A 20,370-nucleotide genomic window follows, 5' to 3' on the forward strand; every position below is an offset into this window, starting at 1 on the left:
CCCTGGCGGAAAAATTCTCGGACCCTGCCGGCGTCCTCAAACCGCGCCAAGTTCCGGCGGAGACGTTCCTGCAGGGCTTCGATTTTATGCTTTCTCAACAGGTCTTCGACCGTACGCAAAGCCATCTCTCTGGCGTCCGCATGTTCCGGCCTGGCCCCGAACCGCACGACCATGTCGATGACGGAATGCTGGATGTCCAGAGATCCCTCCAGGGCCTCCGCGTTCATATTGAATTCCTGGATCAGTGCCACAAGCCGTTCTGCAGAAACGCCACGCATTTCCTCCAACAAAGTTTTTAACTGCACCAGGGTTACTTCCACAATGCCACGCTGGATGTCCAAAAGATCCGCCATGTATGGCGACCGCGGATGATGCAGGAGGAGCACTGCGACGCCGTTTTCCGCCAGCACCCCGGCGATTTCACTGAGCACCCCGAAGCCCTCTTTGTCCAGATCCACATAATCCAGGGTGAACGTGGACAGCAGAATGTCGACCGAGTTGTCGCTCAGCGGCAGGTCCTGGATATGGCCGCGGACAAAACTGATCCCCCGGGCCGCCAGGGCGGCGGCGTTCCTGCCCGTCGCGTCCAGATCGACCGCCGTGAATTTGGCGATCAACCCCGGCAGCTCTTCCTGGATCCGCGTCAACAGATACGCCGTCCGGCCGGCCCCGGCGTCCACGATGTTCAGAACCCTGCCGGCGGCCTGCGCCGCGCGCTTCAAGTGCTCGGCAACAAATCTGACCGCTTCATCCGGATAATGCCCGTTGAACGCGCCGTGCTCAAAAGCATTGCCCTGCCGGCCCATCTGCTCGCGCCAAAATTCTTCGACGCCATCCCGCCCATTCTGGGCGCCCCGGATAGCCACCGTTGGCTCTTTCTGGGTTGACAATGACGCGGTGATCTCTTGGGCTTGCGCCAAGAATGCCTCACGCGTTATCAATTGATGCGAATTTGAATCGGGGGTTTCTCCTGCCAGGGCCACGGCCAGAGGTGAATAAACACCCCTGAAATATTCCACGACTCGCTTTTGCACCAGCATCGCAGCCGCGGGGTTCACAACCGAGGCGTTGACGTTGGTCACGCCGCCGCGACGTGCGGTCAGGTCGAGGTCCTCTTCTCTTTCTTCCGCCAAAGTCGCAACCAGATGACGCGGTTCATAGGCATAATGCCCATGAGCATGCGGCAGCATCTGCATGGCCGCAGCCAAAAGATACACGCCGTCGCGGCTTGTCGTAAAGCGGATTGTCTTCGGGAACATTTTCTCAAGGACGGGTCGATCCCATCCGTAAAAAATCTTCTCTGCCAGCCGCGAGACCAGTTTGTCATCGATGATTCCTGATATTTCATTTCTCAAATGCGGGAAGGCGCCGTGAATAATGCCGTACAGCCGGCCCCGCACGTTCCCCAAGAATCCCGCGTCCAACAAGAGGATCCGCTTGTTTCCTCTGGTCTTGATAAACTCTTCAGTCATACCGAAGCGCGCCAAAAATTCTTGCGGCAGCGTGTCAATCACCCTTTGGTTATATTGATTGACTCCCGCCCTTGCGCTCAATTCATCCAAAAGCAACATGCTGGCAGGGAGCAAGATAATCCTCTGCTCAATTTCCGTTCCGGCGAATATCGTTTTTAAGGCATCATAAACTATCTCGGCATCGCGGCCGGCAATCCAGACAAACGGGAGAGCTGCAAGGTTCGTCAAGTTCTCCTTGATAACTTCCCGAAGACCCCGGAGGATATTCGGCAGCTCGACAGTCAGTGTCATACTGCCGGTAAGCCGGCCCCATTGTTGTTCCGTCAACCCCGAGGCGATCTGGATGGATTGTTCGGACAATTGCGCCACCCGTGCGGGTTCCGGCCGCGCCCGGTGGGCCGTGGCCAGCATGGCCCGGGCGTCATCGATCTGATCTCCCAGGGTCCAGGTGTAAACCGGACGAGATATTGCCAGGTTATGCAGTCGGTGGGCTTCCCTGCCGGCCCGGAACAGCTCCGCCAGCCGCTCCAAGTGGATGGGCTCGGTCTTGATCAGCTCGAATTTGCCATTGATAAACACAATGACTTGTTCTTGATGCCATCTTATGAATTCTGCCAAAACGGCCGGATTGTTGCGGCCGTCGGGGAATTGTGCGGCAAAGGCCTCCAGATCGTCTTCTTCTTGATCGGCCTCTTGCGCAATAAATTCGCGGTCCCGTCCCTGCCGCTGGGCTTCCTGCAAGGCAGCAAATCTCTCCGGCCGCAGACCTAAGACAGTCCCATGTTCGACGACCCTTGGTGTGACCGGATGAATCTGTCCTCGTAGCGCCTGCAGCAGTTCCCCGCCATAATGCGGCGTCATGGCGGTTCGCATCCTCGCCCAGTACTCCTCGGGTAAAATTGTTTGTTGTCTTTGTTTCTCTTGCTGCATAGCCAAAACATACGTTATCAAGTGTCCCAAATACTTACCTTCGTCCAGGTTTAGCGGTCTTGACGTATCATCCCGGTTCAGGCGATCATGGGCGAGCACATAGTCCGGCCGCTCTTGTGCGACTTCCAAAATTGTCCCCAGCAAACCGGCCAAGACCCGGTATTCCGCCGGTTCCAATTGTTCAAACAGTGGATAATATGCATCTCGATAGATAACGACGAAAATAGCGTCTCCAAGGCCCTTGGCCCTCTCTTCATCAATCATCCCGGTAAGGGCATCAAAGGCCAATTGCTGACTCACCGCCATCAAAAAGGGATTTTGCAATTGGACGTTAAGAACGGTTCTGTCGATTTGCGTTTCCTTCCCCACCCCTGTCTGCTCGGCAAGCTCCATCACGTTGGCTATGACGAGAAGCTCGGCCAACCAGGCCTCAAACGGCATGGGGGCGGGCCTGATCCGGACATGTTCGCCCCGCGCTCTGTCCAATTCCGTTTGCCAGGCGCGCCGGTGTTTTAATTCAGGGCTGTTCTCTTCCTCCGGCGTTGTATAAATAATGGAACCTCTGGCCGCCTTCTCTTCCGCCATGGCATTGTAATTTCTGTAAGCTTCGACAAATGTGGAATGTGCGGGCAGGCGCTGGGCAACTCGACGGATATTCTCCGGGCTGAAGTCGTCCCCTAACTGGCGGCGGAACGCGTGGACTTCCGCCCTGAACTTGTCGCTGTCGGCCCGCATGGGCAGACTTAAATTTCGATAATCACTTCTCAACTTTTGCGCTGTCGCGCCCGGGGCACGGTTATCTGCAAAGACCAGGACAACGGGCCGCTTTGTTTCCCTGGCGGTGGCAATAATGCGTCTCAAGATGCCGCGTGAACGGTGGACCGTCTCCGCATACATGTTGGGTTCGCAGATCGCGACGATTTCCGCAGGTCGACCCAAGGCCTGCGCCTGACCGGGCTTGAAGGCTGCGATCAATCTGAGCGCAAGACTTGAGCGGCCGCCGAACGCCGGGAAGGTGCGTTCAATGAGTTTGCGCACCTCGCGCTCAATCACGCTCGGCGCCCTGTTCGGAGAAAGGAGACGTCGTAGATTCGCCAACAGGTCTTTCTTCCGGCCATCCGTCATCTGTGCAAAGCCGGACTCCGGATAATCGGCCATGACGCGTTCAAGAATCTCCTCATCAGAAACCAGTTGGGATTGAGGACGGTTACGCAGAAACGTCTCAACCTGTTTTTCGAATTCCCTGGCCGTATCCATGCCGACTTCCGTTTCAGGCAAGGCAGGCCGGACCTCGACTCCAAGCAACTCTAAACTGACGCCGTTGTCCTCGGCCCATGCCAGGAGCTCCTGATGACTCATGCCGGCGAGGAACGCGACCCAAACGGACGTCGGATTGCGATTTTCGGCACGGAGATCGCCGATCGCATACTGCAAGCTCACCCGCCGGGCCAGCACCGGAGGCAGCTTGGTTTCCCCGATGCTGGGCCGCTTGTTCATCCGGCGCTGGGAATGGGCAATGATGGAATTGATGGACCCGATCGTAAATTTGGTTTCCAGCGGGGCAGGGATCTGAAGGCCGGCCTGTCCCGTGATTTGCCTCATTTCATCGAGAATCTCCTGCGCATGCCGGGCGAAATAATCGAATTCCGGTGCATATTCCGACAACACAGCCCTGACTTCCGTCACGGTATACATTTTTCGGTTTTCCAAGGCCCTGGTCCTTTGCTCGACAAACGTTACGACACTCTCCGGCAGATACGTATCCAGGGCTTCCGTAAAGAAGGCCACGACCTGATCCAGTCTCCTTCGCTCCGGCCCGGTCAGCTGACCTCTAAAGAGCTCCAGGGTAGCAATGGATGTCCGGAACCATTCATACCGTTCCTCGTTAGTGAGCCGCGACCGAGGCACGATACTCCCGACGGCCTGTGTCATAAAGTCATTCAGTCTAATAGCGTTCAAATGAGAAATGACCTCCAAAAGATCAACGTCCAAGAATTGTCCGCGCCCATTTACCGTCCCGTCCGTTTCCTGCCGGTTCACCCGGCGTTTCTGGGCCTGACGCAGGATCAACTCGTGCTCCTGGAGCCTGTTGATCTCATCGCCGGCAACGGACCTCTCTTTGGCGTAAACCGCCGCGTGGAAAGGTTTGGCTGTGGCGTGTTCCATCCGACGCGCAATTTCCGGGCCGAAGTCCCCGATCCAACGCTGTTTCGCTTCATCTGTGACGCGGTTGACCTCAAACGGATAATGGACGACCAGCCGGTAACCGATCTTGCGTAGCGCCTGATCAAATGAAGAATTGAACAAAGGCGCATGCTCGGGCATGGCGATCATCAACAACGGTTCACGGCCGGCCTCGGGTTTGGCCAGGAGATGTTCAAACGCAACCAACGCCTGGCGGACCTTGTCAGAGGTCTCCACCTGATCCAAAACAAAGCTGGCGATGATGATGTCGAACTGGTGTGGAGCGGCCTCAACCATCCGGCGGGCATCGGAATCCGCGGCCTCTTCCACCCTCGGCAAATGGAGGTCGTTCAGCACGCCGATATCGGCGCGAACGCGTTTGAGACTCTTGTCCAAGGAATAAATCTCGGGATGGCGTTCAAGGCCGACCACCCGATCTGCGGCCGGCTTCTGATCGTCGGAAAGCCGCTGACGGAAATGGGCCTTGAATTCACCGATGTTGGAACCGACATCCAAAATCGCCGGACACGTTGGGCAAGAAGGCAAAACATGTTCCCTGATGTAATCCGCAATCCAAATCACCGCGTGGTAGGCGGGAGTCAACGCCTCCTGCTCGGGAGTGACGGGTGTCGCCTGCTTTTTGGCCCATTTGATGGCGGCGTGCTCCACGATCTTCTGGATGCCACGCAAACGCCGGTAAAGTTCCAGGAGGAACTTCTGATCATCAGACGTCAGTGGCGCGTCTTGCTCCGAGACTTGAGCCTGTTCCAATCGCTCGACCAATTGACGCAGCCTGTCGGCTTCCGCAGGCGTAATATAGACGATTTTTCTTCCGATGGTCTTCTTAAGGCTGTGGATGATGCCGAAGAAATCATCAAGCGGCACCTGCGACATCACCGTGGCCCAGGACCGTTCGGCCTTTGCATATTCCCTTTCAATGGCCTCTCTCTGCTCCGGCCGGAAAGGTTTCCCGTTTGTTTGCAACTGGCCGGCAAAGGCCTGGATATCCAGGGCCACCGGCCACTTCAGCCATTCATTCAGGCGTTTCAAGCGCTCAAACCGATTCCTGTTTTCCGTCAGCTCGGCTTCTTTTTTGTCGCGCATGTCCTGAATCGCCTGGTCGCGCTCCGGGCGACTGCCAAACAAATACCAAATGTCGTCCGGGCCGACATAGACCGGTTGATGGAAAGACGCCGGGCCTTCGTGTTTGGTCGTGTTGTAAAGGACATAAACCCAATCGGGATAGTCGCCAAATTCATCCGCCGGCTTTCCGCGGGAATTCCTCAAGCCTGAATGACGGATGTTCTGCGGATAATAACGCAATTCCTGGATCACCCATTCTCCCTGCAATTCTGTCCACGGGCGGGAAGGAATGCTCGAATGACCTCTCATGATCGGCGCGCGCTTACGGCCGTCCCTGCTCTGCTGCGCTTCAGTCTCGGTCAAGGAGAACGGACCGGAAGAACGCCTCTTCTTCAACGAATCACCCTCATGGGCCGGGGCATCGGCTGCGGACGGCACAGCAAGCAAATAGGCCAATTCTTCTTCCGGCTGATATCCGGCAGACGTATGGAATAGGGTGATGAGGCGGGACTTTAAGAAATTATTTTCAGCGGCATCGATGTGACCGACCAGCTCCTGATGAACGACATCTCTCCCCTTATTAAGCCCGAGATTGAGATCGAGAAGATGATGAAGTTCGTCAAAACCGGCGATCTCCTGCAGGGCCCGGAGATGCTCTTCGCCGACCTGGGGCGGGCCTCGCAGGGTCTTCGGATGCAGATGGACTTCTCTTAATGATATCGTCCGGGCGGCGGTCTCCAAATTCCCGTTGACGGTCACCAGGAACACGAGCGGTCCGGGCAGGCGGGCGACCAACCGCCGGTGTTGTTCAGCCCCGCGACGGAAGATGTATTCAACCGCCTCCTTCCCTTCTTCCGTATCTCCCTCAACCGTCACCCCGCCCTGCGGTGTGATCGTCACCATAAACAGGCGTTGTTCTTCCGGCCGCATGTCAGTCGACGTTTCACCGGCAATCCACATCATTCTCACCGAAAGATTCGGGCCTGCCGGGTTCCGTCCCTTGTCGCCCCCCTTATCGTTGCTGCGCTTGATCTGCTCCACCTTCTGCCGAACGGCTTCCCGTGTTTCCGGGGCCAGACTGTTGGTCCATGACGGCTCAAGGATGACCGCCCGCGTGTAATTGGCGATGGCTTGTTCACGCAGGCCTAAGCGGGATTTGGCCACACCCAAGAGATAATGCGTCCTGGCATTGTCGGCGTCGAGCTCAAGGGCCTTCTCAAGCACCGTACGGGCCTCTGAAACACGGTCCAGGCGACCCAAAGCCACCCCCAACTGCTGGTGATAACCGGCGGCGTACGGATTAAGCTGAACGGCTTTTTCCAAATTGACGCGGGCCTCTTCAAAATCCCCGCGCCGCCCGGCCGCGATGCCCAGGTTAGCGTACATGGCGGCATCCCCTGGATTCATCGCCAGAACCGCCCGGCCAATCTCATCGGCCTTCCGCCAATCCCCGGCCTCTGTCCAAGTGGTTGCCAGACCTCCCAGAATCGAGGCAACAACCGTTTTCGTGTCCGGAGACAGACGCAGGTAGGTATAAACCATGGTCAGAAGTTCTTTTTCGTCGAGCGCGGCGATTTTTTCGAAGCTCAACTGCCCCTGCTCAATCATCCGGGTCAGGTTCTGAAGCTGTTCTTTCCCCAGCCGGTTCTCTTTCTTCAACCCCAAGTAAGCGTTGCCCTCGTAACGGCTGCCGACATCCACGATGCGGACAACCCCGTACGACAGATCCGCGAAGAGATATTTTCCGCCGCCGAGATCAATGAGATTGAAAATATGCTCCGGCGCCTGCGCAATGACGATCCGGTCACTCAACCCTGGAACTTCTATCGCACTCAATATCACATAATTCAGGGTCGTGAGACAGGTGCAGGCCACGGCACGTTCTTTGAGTTGACGCTTTTGTTCCGCGTTCAGGCGGGGCTCACTGTCGATGTAGGCAAAGATGTCGCCGCCCACCGACTGATAGACATCGACCGTCAGAAGGCGGTTGATCAGGGCCTGGTTGAGCGGCTTAGGATTCTTGATGTCGCGGTAACCCTTGGCGTCGAGCGCCTGGACAAGCTCATGCAAGACGGCGATCCGGGTCTGTGTATCCGCGGCAACCAGCCGGGCTTGGAATCCGGCCAGGTTAACTTCTTCGAACAATGCGCGAAATTGTCCCGTGAGATCCGCGATATCCTGGGCGCCATACCCGAGACGCTGCAAAGCCCGCTGCGCCGCGGCTAAAAGCGTTTTCGAATCCGCGGGCTGAACGACTGAGGGAGTCTCTGCCGCTTTTTCGGTCTGCCGGGAAACGCGGTAGGCCGTGACAACCCCTGCCGCAATGCCGACAACGGCAAGGCTCCAGATCGCTTTCCTGGCCAACGAGGAAGAACCTTTCTTAGGATTCGCTGGCCGTTTTTTCTCTTTCGCGGCAATCTGGTCCGCCCAGCGGAGGGCGTAGGCCTTCATGTCCGCGTCCTTCTCTTTGCCGTTGACCACCAGAACGAAGTGGTAACTGAATTCCTCGGGGAAGCCCAGCTGCATGGTCCACTGGAAGAGGATTTCTTCCATCAAGGCAGCGCGGTCTTCGGCCATCGGAGGAGCCACATAGATGTTCCCTTTGTGGCGGAAGGAGTCGGTTTCAAAACTCGTCCAGATATCCTGAACCGGCGGGCTGTTTCCGACAAAGGCGCGGACCTTGTTTTTGGACGCGTCCAGGGCTTTGCCGACTTGCGGGAATTGTTGCCGGACTTTGCGGATGGTCTCTTCGAGGATCTTCGGAAGATCGGCGATGGCTTCGCCCTTAAGCCGGCCTTCGCCGGCCAGGCCGGCGACATGGGCGGCGAGCTTACGGTCCTGCGAGCGATTAACGAACCAGCGCGCGATCCGGGTCCCGTCGCGAGCCGTAAGCATATTGACGCTGGAACTGTTGATCCCTGTTGGAATAAACCCAAACACGCCTGGGATAATGTTCATCCAGGTGAACAGTGTCAACACAAAGACGGCAAATGCGGACAAGGAGAAACCAAAGGCGATCAGGATGATCCCGGCGGCCAAGCCCGCAGAGATCTGCATCAGATACCCGCCGGACATCACGGCAACTTGCCCCTGCCATCCGTACCAAAGCCTCGGCTCCATGTCCAAAGATTTCACACCGATACCCAACCTCTTGACAAAAACCAGCCTGGGCATCTTGCCGCTGAAATATTTGATCACAACGGCGTGACCGAATTCGTGAATCGCGACGTTGATGAAGAACACCAGAACCAAAAGTGAATACGCCAAAGCTTTATGGACCTGACCGAGACTATCCATGGACAACTGAAGGACCTGTGAAACATGGCCAACGATCGATGACCAAACGCCGGTCGCAACCGCATCATTGGCCATCCCTGCGTCGTCAATCGGCATTTCGGCGCTCCAGCCGTTCACGGCGCCAAGCAAGCCGATGCCGACGATGATAAGCGGGGTCAATTTCCAGAGGTATTGGAAGACCGCAAACACCGGTTTCTGAACAAAGCTGATCACGTCCTGCACAACGTTCACGATCACCATGCCGAGGTTGGCCTGGGCTTCGCTGGTGGAGAGCTTCCATGCCTCGTTCTGCCAGGTCATGAACGTGCCGCCGGACATCAGGCCTTCGCGCATCGCCGGGGCCACGTGCCTGTTCCAGAGAAATTCGGCGGACGCCGCCTGCTCCTGCGGATCGACCGTCCAGTCCACGCCCCATTCGGACAAATACATCGGCACCGGATTGTTTTGCGTCTTGCGCGCGAACTCGGCGGCCAGATGGCCCTCGTCCGCATTCTCAAGCGTTGTGTGACGGAATACGTTAAACCCGACCATGTCCAGGACGCCTTCCTCAACCAGCGTGACAACCTCGTCGACGCCGTTCACCGTCTCCTCGCCGAACTTCTCCGGCCACTGGGCGGCCGAGATTGGGAGCGGATTGGCCTGATATTCCGCGAGCTCCCGGATCGCGGCGGACGCGTGGCGGACCTGACGGTACCAGGCCGGCGCGCCGTTGCCCTGGCCGTCGCTGATCCACTGCGGATTCAGACGGAAAAGATAGTTGTATTCATTGCCGAGCTCGATGGCCAGCAGGGCCGGATGATTGGCGAACTGCCGGATCCAGTCCAGGTAACGGCCGCTCTGAATATCGTATTTCTGGTTGGCCGGGACGCCCCAGCGGTCATCCAGGTTGGTAAACCCGGCGATGACCATGATGCCATGGCGGGCAAAGGCGTCCATGAGGTCCTGCTCCGGCGGATAATACGTCCTCACCGTGTTGATGCCGGCGCTCACCATCAACTCCACCGCCGCTTCGCCGCCGATGTAAGCCAGCGTGAACTGGACCTGCTCGCGCGCCTGGCCCGGATGGCCGGCCGAGAGGGTCGCGCCGTGCATGAGATAAATCTCGTCCCCGCGGTAGATGTCGCGGCCGCGGATCGTGATCGGCTTCAACGTGAGCGGGGCCTCGTTCGCGTGAATGACTTCGACGTCCCTGCGGCCGGGGCCGCTCATGGTCAGCGCGATCAGCGTGTTAAAGGCCGGCGAGGCCGACAACGCGCCCTGTTTGAACTCATTGACTTTTCGCTGGGCCAAAATCGTCGAGCGATAGATGAAACCGGAAGACGACGTTGTCCCGGTGAGGTCGCGGATAAACCCGCTCAGGACCGTTCGGCCTTCCGCGGAAACCACCGGCTTCGGGAAATGGAAGAACTCGCCGATCGCCTGCCAGTTGATGTCGGTGGTGTCGATCTGCGTAAGAGCCGGATGGGGCGAGTTGACCGCCGTAAAGTAGGTGAACCTCGTGCGGGTCGGGTCCACCATATACAGATACGTTTTTCCGGTGGCGGTCAGATCTATCCTCAGCACGGCGTCGCCGAGGATGTGCGACTGGCTGAAAATGTGGAAGGCATAGCGGCCGGTGGTGACCAGCCCCGTGGCATCGTCCACGAGGTTGCCGGATTCCTCCCGGGGAGTCTGTGTCGTCAAAACATTGAAATAATGGCGGCCCGCACCGGTCACGTCCACATAGATCGTGTCGCGGCCGTCATAACGCGGCTTCTCCGGCTGGACGATCGGGCCTTTCTCCAGAGCGACACGAGTGATGATCGCGTTTGAATCGGTCCCGTTGCCGGTGTTCTCGCGCCAGACGATCGCGCCGAAATGGAAACTGATCTGCTTGATGGCGGCCAAGTTCGCGCCCAGGGTGGCGAACCGGCTCAGGTCGATGCGGATCTCTCTCTCGGTGTCGGTCAGGGCGAAGCGCTCGGTCAGAAGAGCGCCCTGCTGGTCATAGGGGATGTTCTCATTCAATAACCGGACAAGCAGGTTGCCCTTGCCTCGCGCCCGGAAGACCAGGACGTCGTAAGCCGAGATGTCCCGCGACGGCAGGAGATCGATCCATCTCACTTTATACTGCGGATCGTAATTGGACGCGTCGCCGAGGGCCAGCCGGTCCACGGCCTGCGCGGCAAGAGGTGTCGCGGCCAGCACAGCTGCGGCAGCGCCCGCGCCCACGGCCTTGAGGAACGCCCGGCGGGAAAGGACGGCGCCTTCAGTTTCTTGTTCGCGGACGGGGTTCTGAGACTGGGCAGGAGAGAAAAATCTCCGGGCCGCCGCAAGATGCTGCTTCACAACGCTCATCATCCCGACTGTCCTCTCAAAGAGAGATTGTCGGGATCCCGTCTTCCTTGATTTTGTTTCAAGAGAAGACGGGACCAGCCACGGTTTGGCAGAGGTTGTGCGCGACGGCCCGATACCTTGCAGTTCAAATCCGGATAAATCGGGCCTAGTCCTTGATGCCTTTGTCAAGGAGGCCCGGAGATCTTGATCAAAAACTTTTGTGGTACCGGGCACTTCTCTGGATGACTCATTCAGAGGTGGTGGCCCAGAGGATTTGACTTGATTATGGACCTTCTGAAGAACTTTGCTCAAGCGAATAATGAAGAAAATGGTGCCGTACAGGATGGCGGCCCCGGCGGCCAAAACACCAAAGGCGGCAGGAGACGCGACAGCCAGGGCGGTCAAGCCCAGCGCCGCCAAAATCACCGAACCCCAGTCATAGAAGACCAACGGTGCAGAATATACGAAGGGACTTATCTGTCTAATCCCGGTAAGGAATTCACCTTCTAACTTAAGATTCTCTATGTGTGGCTGGCCGCGGCGGGCGCCTAATTCGTGCAGAATCGTTAAGGCAAGCTCTAAAGGATTACCCAATACTTTTTCATCGAAATACGTAATGTCCCCTGCTTTTCCAGCGAAAAAGAGATCATACGGCCCGGCGCGTAAATGTCCGGTATCCGCCAAGAATTCACTTAACTCGCTCATCCAGCTTTCACGTCCGCTCTGTGCTAAGAATGCCGCAACCGTTGGCTTGACCCCAGCCAAGGCAGCCACCTCGCCATCAGTTAATTTGCGGCTGCCTTTTGTCTCGACCTCGGCCCACACTTCCGCTTCGGTCAATTCTTTGCCGGACTTGCTGCGGGTGTGGTCCTGCTCCCCCGTCCGATCCGGTTGAGAGGCACCGTTGTTTTCCATCGCTTCCGCGATCTCTTGCCCAAAGAGCTTTTTATACGCCTCTGGGGCTGACATACCAAAGATCGGCATAATATCACCGTCCTGTTCGAACACCGCCTCCCGCACCTGATCCACCGTCTTGGAAGCAACCTGATTGCCGGGTTCTTGAGAATATCTGACGACCGTCTCAAACAACGCCGTTGACTGCCAAATATACTGTTTAATAAACTGCTCCAGTTCATCCCTCATTCTTTTCGCCGTAGGATTCGTCCCCTTCAAATGGGCCGCCGCATAATCCCTCCAGGCCATGATCAATTTGGTAATCCAGGGGCTGCCGCCGTAAAATTCTTTTTCAACGCCGCTCGGCTCTTCATCCGGCAGACGGTTCCCAAGCATCGGTTTATGGCCGTCAATGACCTCGCCGCCCAACACCTTGAACATGAGCGCATAATGATAAAGCTCAAAGGCCAGACGGAACCGGCCGTGTTTGTGCTTGCTTGTTGCGGCATAGGTATGCAGGATGCCCATGTACTGTTTGGGAGATAAGTGGAGGAGTTTTCTTATGTCATTGACCAGCGCACCCGTGTAACCGAGGTTATAGCCATACGTATCAATGAGCCAGGAAACAATTTCACGGTGACCATCATCCGTAAGACTGTCGCTGAACGACCCGCCCATCGCAAAACCGATGCCGCGTTTGGAATCAATGACCGGCAGGGCTCCCTGCCACTCGAGCCCCTTTTCAAAGCGCCGGATCGATTCATAGGCGGTTGTCCGTTTCAAGGTCATCTCCCGCGCCTGAGCACCCACCTTCTTGCCGGTCAGTTTCTTTCCGGTCAGCTCAAATTGCATGACCTCTGCTTTTCCAAAGCGCTCCCCATCGGCCGGGTTCACATTCCTGCGGTTCACAAAGCTGATCATGGCGCGCGGCCAGCCGTACTGCATTTCAAGACTTGCCAGGAATTGTTTTTCCGCATCAAATTCACTGATCTTCTGGCCCGGTTTGATCACAGCGATGCCGGCAATCATGCCGAAGGTGCCGCCTTCCTTGATTTGACTGGAACCGTCAATCGGGTCAAGAAGTTTCAGAAGTCTCAGAACAAGCGGGGATTTGCCATCGAGCGTATTCTGACCTGCCTGTCCGGCAGGCAGGCCGCCTTGGATCACTTCCTCATTTTCTTCAGAAATAATCAGATGCACCATAGGACGGCCGAAATAAATAAGCACCGTGTTGAAGATATGGTCCAGACGGCTCGAGACATCTCCGGAAAGATTAACACTCGGGTCGAATTTATTTTCCTCAAGGTTTCTTCTGATGTAGTGCAGGCTGCGGACAAAAGAACGACCGTCTTTCTTATAAAAGATTGACGCTTCTTTATCGGCAAGCTTACGCAACTCATCATCCGTGCTTAAATCCACCTCCTGGTCATTGAGATAAACGCTCAAAAGCTTCTTGTAAAGCGCGCGGGCGTTTTCCGGGAGATGATTATCGGCCAACCCTAAAAATTGCCGGACTTCGTCAGGCACGCCGGCGGATTGATCCATATACTCATTTAACTCCTCGTCGAACTCGACAGGAGGAATGGGCTCTGCTTCCGGCTTGGTCCTTCTCTCGGCGTCTCGATGATAACTCTCCTGTAAAATGTCTCGGGCTTTATCGAGCTCAACCTCCAAGGCCGGATACCCGCCATCAAAAGCCGACGTAGTGGCCCTTTTCAGAAAACCCCAGCCGGCGGCATGGTTAAAACGCCGCTCAAGTGCATAGACCATTCTTACGGGTTCCCCCTCTTCGATGCCGGGATGAAATCTGAGTCCAGCGTCGAGATTCCCTAAAAGAATGAACTCATTTGAACGCTCTTTTCTTTCAGGTAAACTTAATGACAGGTATTCCGCCGTCAGAGCCGCTGTCACTTCGACCTGGCCTAATTGATCGAACAGGCCCTTGCGGTTTCCATCGAAAGACCCATTCAAGGCCTCACGAATCTTTTTAACCGTTTCGGCCGTCGCTTCATCCATAACCTCAGGCAAGGTGTCCAGGCTGTCCTTCAATCGCAAGGCCCAGGCCAACGCCTGAGCGCGGAGTTTTAGCGGCGCCTGCGATGGAATCGCTCGAAACGCGTCGATAATATCCAAGACCACAGGCCGGCCCCTGGTTCCCTCAATACCCAGATAATCCATAAACACCTGCACTTGCTTGACGGTATCCGGATTGCCTGCGTATACGTACACCTCTTTGTCGCTTAACAAAAGCGTTGCCGAGACCGGGATGTCGCTCACCGGCCGCATGCCTTCTTCCGTCATAACAACGGCAAAGCCGGAGGCGGCTTCAAAAATACGGGCCAGTTCTATGGCCTGCCCCCAGCTCACCCAGCCGGAGTAAAGGCCCTGCTTGTTCATCATCAAATAGTTATCGGCGCTCGGGGCATCAGAGAACCGTATGGAAGTATTCATAAACCGCTGGATTCGCTTCTCAAATTGTTGATACCCTTGCGGCCGTTTTTTCGAAAATCCGGCCGGAGCGAGGAAACTCCCTTTCTGGGCCAAGACAACGTTATTATCGCCGGGACGGAACATCTCGATCCGGCGGCCGTCGCCTTTCAGCTTGTAATCCTGGGTCCTCATGCCGTCCGAGACAACCACCCTGACATCCGAGCCCCAGAGGATCTGGACACCGGCCTTAAGTTCCAATCCGCCATTTTCCGTCTTCTTATAGATACCGAAGCTCGTGCCGTTCGCAGTCCCGCTGTCCACATTGCCAAGACTTTCCAAGCTTGTGATGCGCACAACAAGCCCCTCCCGGTGCGAGGCCACGTCTTCCCCGTCAATAATCACACGGGAAACAGCCGCAGAATTGCTGAAACGGCTCAACATCAAGTCATGCAGGCCTTTCTGAATCTCATGGGCCGGGGTGTCTTCAACAATATGTGCGAACTCTTCTGTGATAAGTCCGGCCCGGTTTTCGTCGCCGATCAAAACATTCTCTAAAAGCGTCCTGACGTTTTCATCAAAACTCATCGATCTGGCAAGATTCATCTCGACCTCATTAACCTGCTCGATGCGGTCTGAGGGGATGTCGGGAATCGGGACCCCCTCGCGCCTTATCCTTTCCTCTTCGCGGCGCAGGAGATCCTCCACATCATTCCTCATGAGCCAATTCCAGAATCTGCGCCACCGCACGTTTTGTTCTTGACGGTATTCCTCCAGGCGACGGTTGATTTCCTGGTTCACGCGCTCGGTGAGCGCCAACACCACAAGCTTTGTCTGCTCAACGCCCATCTGTCCTTCAGAGTCCACATCCATCGGGCCATAAAGCGCGGCGCTGACCGCAAGACTGACATATTGGGCAATCATGAAATTCAAAAGATTTGCCGGGCTCATGGGGCCGCCCGTGCGGTAAGAGATAAAGGGCACTTTTTCTTTTCTCAATTCTTCTTTGACGGCCTTCCACTCCGCTTCGTCGTTGTTGGCGAGCTCCGAATCAATGCGGCCTTCGTCATCTCTGTGTTCTTGTATAGCAACGGATTCTCCAAATAACGAGACAAAGCCACGCTCGTCGTTCACAATCTGATTCCAGTTATTACGCAGAGCACCCCAGCCGTTCAAAGAGACGGTCTGCCGCCTGACACCCGGTTTACCGAGACTCTCTACCGTCAGCTGAGAATAAAATGGGTTCTTATGAGAAACGAGCTGTTCAAATCCGCTGGTCAAAGAAACGGCGACCTCCGTATCCCGCCGCCAAACCACATTCAAGATGTTTTTGACGACACCTTCCCATGCTCCGGGAACCGGCCAAAGCGCACTGTACATCACTCCAATTGCCTGCCTGCGCATGGAGAGAGGAAGATCCGCCTTCGGATCCAGGAGGTCATCCGGTTTGATCTGCCCTTTCTTCTCGCGGGTTGCGTTGTATTGATCCGCTATGGCCTTGAACTCCTTATCGATGGTCTTGAGCGCGGCCTCGTATTTCTTTTCCCAGTCGATCTGATTGACAGCCTTCTCAAGATCCGCTCTATGGCCGCCCTTAAGGAAATAGAAGATAAGTCCGACACTTGAGAACATGCTCCAGCGGCCGCCGATCAATACGGGGTGATTGATAAACCGCCAGCCTTCTTTCTTGACCTTGGCCACCAGAGTCCCCACCTGCGGGTCGGTGATGAAGATAACATTCTTCTTAACCCGTTCACTGCCCAGCCGCTTCTCCAGCCCGCCGACGACCGTCCAGCCGTTGGCATCCGTTTCCATCGTCGTCCCTGACTTGGAAATAATGATGACGCCGATCTCATCAGGACTCGGGTGATCTTCAATTTCTTTCAGAATCCTGTCCATCTGCTGAACGTCGAGCGATTGAATTTCAACAATTTCCGGTCCATCGGCTTGCGCCAGGGCACTGTTGAGAATCGGGCCGGTTGTCGAACCGCCGATGGAAATCGCATAGACCCTGGTCTTCCCTTTAAAGAGTTGTGCCGCCTTTTCCGAATCGCGGGCACTTTCGCGAATCCTTCCCACATTCAAATGGTCCAATGCAAGACCGCCGCGTCTTGCCTCAAGCACTTTGCTCTTCAGGCGCTTCTTAAGATTCAATATCTTAAGCACCCCTTCCAACGTGCCGGCTCTCCCTTCTTCAATCGCCTCACCCACAATCCCGGTAAATCTCAGGTTCCCATCATTCTCTTCAACCGCAAGTACGTTCTGGTCGCGCTCTTGCTGGCCGTCTTCCATCGGGACGACCCGCGCGTCGTCGCGTCTCTTTGCTGCGGCACGATCCATCTCTACCACTTTATCCTGTTCTTTGCCCACCGCATACTCCGCAATCTTACCGGCCATCGCGGCGGAAACTTGCGCAAAGTGCAGGAACCGTCCCAGGTCTTCCGGAGTCTTGGCGTCAAAGATCAAATCCAGCATCGGCCGGTCCGCCTGAGACATCGGGATACGTAACGCTCTCCGGAAGATCCTCAAGAAGAAATCAAACCCAAATCCACGGTAGATGGGGTTAACATGGCCGCTCACCACCGCTGATCCGGCGATATTGGGGATCAAAGACACAATCCCGATAAAGCCCCAGCGTTCCAGCAGATGCACAAGCCCGCGGGACTGCCTCCAACCTTGCTGGATGGAGTGATACGCGGAGGTCGCCCATTCGCCGGTAAAGAACACATTGAGCCCGGAGGCCCCAACGTGTTTGTTCAACAGGTGGCTAAACCACGGTGAGAATAGCCGTAGCACCGTCGAAAACATCAGTAATACGATGAAATTAATCCCCGTATCCGCCATGCGAATGAGCTGCGCGGCGAATTGATAAGCGATGTATTTCTTGATCTCATCAGACTTTCTAAGCTTTAACCATTCCTTATAAGACCTTCGAGCTGCCTCATAAATCCGTGCCATGAAATTCACATCAAGCAGGCCTGCCGCCAATAGCCCGACCGTTCTTGCATTAAATAAAGCAGAATTCGCTTCTTCGACATTTGCCTCAGGGATCCGGTCCGCCTTGCGAAGTTCCAACAAGAAGCGCTCCGTGTCATTCGTCACGGGCCCTATGCGCACAACTTTAACCTGCCGCCTATCAGCAGCCGGGATTTTCTTGAGAAGACGATTGAGTGCGCCCTGGTCGTGACTATCCAAAAGATGCCCTTGAGGACGGCCCTGTTCCTGCATCTGCCGACCCCAGTGGCTTCGAGTGGTCAAACCTTCCAGAAATGCCTGAGCCGAAGAATCAAGTTCCTCGCCGACCAAAACGATATGTCGAATATTGCCCTGCGTCCAGCCGCGGACCTTGTCCTCCAATTGACGGACCACGGCCGGCGGCAATGCCCCAATCAGGCGTAAGCGGTTCTCTTGGATATCCAAAAGCAATGCTTCATGAAATTCCGATAGCTTACTCTCAAAATCTGTCTGTTTCGATAACTGCTGCTCACGAACTTCCTTATCATGTTTGGCAAAAGATTGTGTTGCGTCGAGACTGATCTTTGAACCCGGCGACCTGTGGCTTAATCGCTCCAGCCATTGTTGCGCCTGAGTGATGCTGACCGCCGCGCGGGACCTCCGGAAGAGCGCCGCCGTTTCGGAATGGGCTTCTGCGGCGGCGACTGCGGCGAAGAAGGACTGATCGGCGGCTGCCGGCTGCAAACGGGCGCCGGCTTTCCCGGCCGGGGCTTTGCGGACCGGGCGGGCCAGGATCATCCCGCCGAACTTCATCAATCTTTCTCTGGGCAGGTCGGCCAGGGCCTTGAGGATCTCGCCCAGGCGCTCAAAATCATACAGCCGGATCCTCAAATCATCCTGTTTGGCCAGTTCCTTGGAGAGTTCAAGCTTCTCGCGGGCCAGGAACACGCGCTCGGAAGCCACGTCATAGACATCCCCGCCGAAGACATGCTGGACCCACTGCACCAAGCTCGCGTTGGGCAGGATGCCGGAGGCCAACTCAGCGGCAAAGGCCCGCTCTTCCAGGGTGATATGGTCGTCTTTGTCAACCAGGCCTTTGTCGGCGCCATGGCGGGCTTCATGGGCCGCGGTCTGGTCGATCAATTTGGCCAGCCGCTGTTCACGCGTCAATCCTTCAAAATCTTTCTTCAGAAGCTCAACCAGGAGCTTGCGGAATTTCTCGAGGGCCTCTTTCTGGCCGGCGGTCATGAATTTCTCGCGGTCCGCGTAAACGTCGCTGGTGCCGGCCGCGAGCCATTTTTCGAACATGTCCAGGGCATTCTCGATGTTGTCGATGAAGACCACGGCGAAATCGTGCTGCTGCTGATGATTGCCGAGGATATTGCTGCCGACGATGGCGTCGATGCCCTTGACGATCAGGACGCGCACCGGTTTGCCGTCCGTGATAACCTGCCGCTCCTCTTGGATTTCGTAAGACTTCATGTAAAGCTGGCGGGTCTTCCCGGTCCGCATGTTCATGCTGACAAAGACATAAAAGCCATGGCCGGTCAGATAGACGTTCAAATCTTTTTCGGCAGCGAGATATCTCTCGCTGATTTTGAGGACCTTCTCCTGATCCGCATTCTGCCGGTTCAGTTCAAACCCGGAATCGGCGCTCTCCAGGAGGGCTTTGAGTTTCGACGCCAACTCCGCGTCCGCACGGCCCGCCACCAAGAGCACTTCATCCCTGATCTCTTTATTTTCCCCGGCGTCCTTGCCGTTACTCCGGACGATCGAAAAGTTGTGCGTGAACCTCGCCAGGCTGTGTTTGAGGAAGGCCCGGATCCGGCCCTTCTGGCCGGGCAGCAGTTCCTGCAGCGCCAGCTCGATATTGACCGCGGCATTGACGTAAGGTTTGCCGCTCTTCTGCCGGGCCGCGGCAAAAGATTTGAACAACGCCTTCACGAAGGCCAGAAGCAGTCCGTCGTCCTTCAGCAGCTCCTGATATTTCGCTTTGATGTCTTTGACGGCTTGCGTGTCCTCGGCCTTTACGCCGAAGAGGTTCTCCCAATTCTCCTTCACGTTGCTCACATGGATCGGCAGCGCCCCGGACAGGACTTCTTCCAGGTATTGAGCGGCGAATCGGACGCCCTTGTCCTGCGCTTCAACGCCCTGCACCGCGGCACCTATATCAATGGCCCCCAGAACAGCGCCGAATCCGGCCAAACCGGTCAGGCGCAGGAACATCCGGCGATCCATCCCCGTTGCAGGATCGCTCATAGATTCCCGGGCTGCCGCGGTGCTCTGCTGATCAGCGCTCATCACCAGCCACGGTTTGGGTAGCGCTGTCCGCGGCAGGCCCGGGATCGTATTTTGGAAAGATGGATGGTTCTCAACAAAAGACCCCTGGGCCGCCGCCGAGATGCTCTCGGCAGTGCCAAAGAGCGTGCTCCCGTCCGTTCCAGGGGCGGACGGGGCGCTCCTCACCAGCCACGGTTTGGTTGGCACTGTTTCGGCGGGCCCAGGGGTTTCATTTTTATCCAGAGAAGCCCCGATAGTCCTTGGTGTCTTGGCCAAGGGCCCAGGGGTTAAACGATTGATCAGCCCGAACGCCCACGTATCCAGCCGGGCGACCCATTCCCGGCGGATGCCTTTGGCGATGTGGCTGATAAATTCATGACGGTTGATGCTCAGGCGTTTCGAGTCGGATTGCGCAAAATAGGCGGGATGATAATTGACCGCATCGACAACATTAGTTTCGGCGATCATGGGCAGGCCGTTCTTGCCGGTGCCCAAGACCGTTTCGTCGGTCGTGACCACAATCGTATATTCC

The 20,370-nt window shown here is 56.3% G+C and carries 1 protein-coding gene (only partly in view); it reads right to left on the reverse strand.

The features are described from left to right. On the reverse strand, positions 1–20,357 hold the beginning of the coding sequence (locus tag Q8Q08_00915) for a pyridoxal-phosphate dependent enzyme (GenBank protein MDP2652572.1). The gene continues 94,633 nt to the left of window position 1, outside the view; 20,357 of the gene's 114,990 nt are visible here — the first part of the coding sequence; its start codon is at positions 20,355–20,357; the stop codon falls past the left edge of the window. Positions 20,358–20,370: the final 13 nt, after the last annotated feature.

The organism is Candidatus Omnitrophota bacterium (assembly GCA_030688425.1).
Classification (GTDB): domain Bacteria; phylum Omnitrophota; class Gorgyraeia; order Zapsychrales; family JANLHA01; genus JAUYIB01.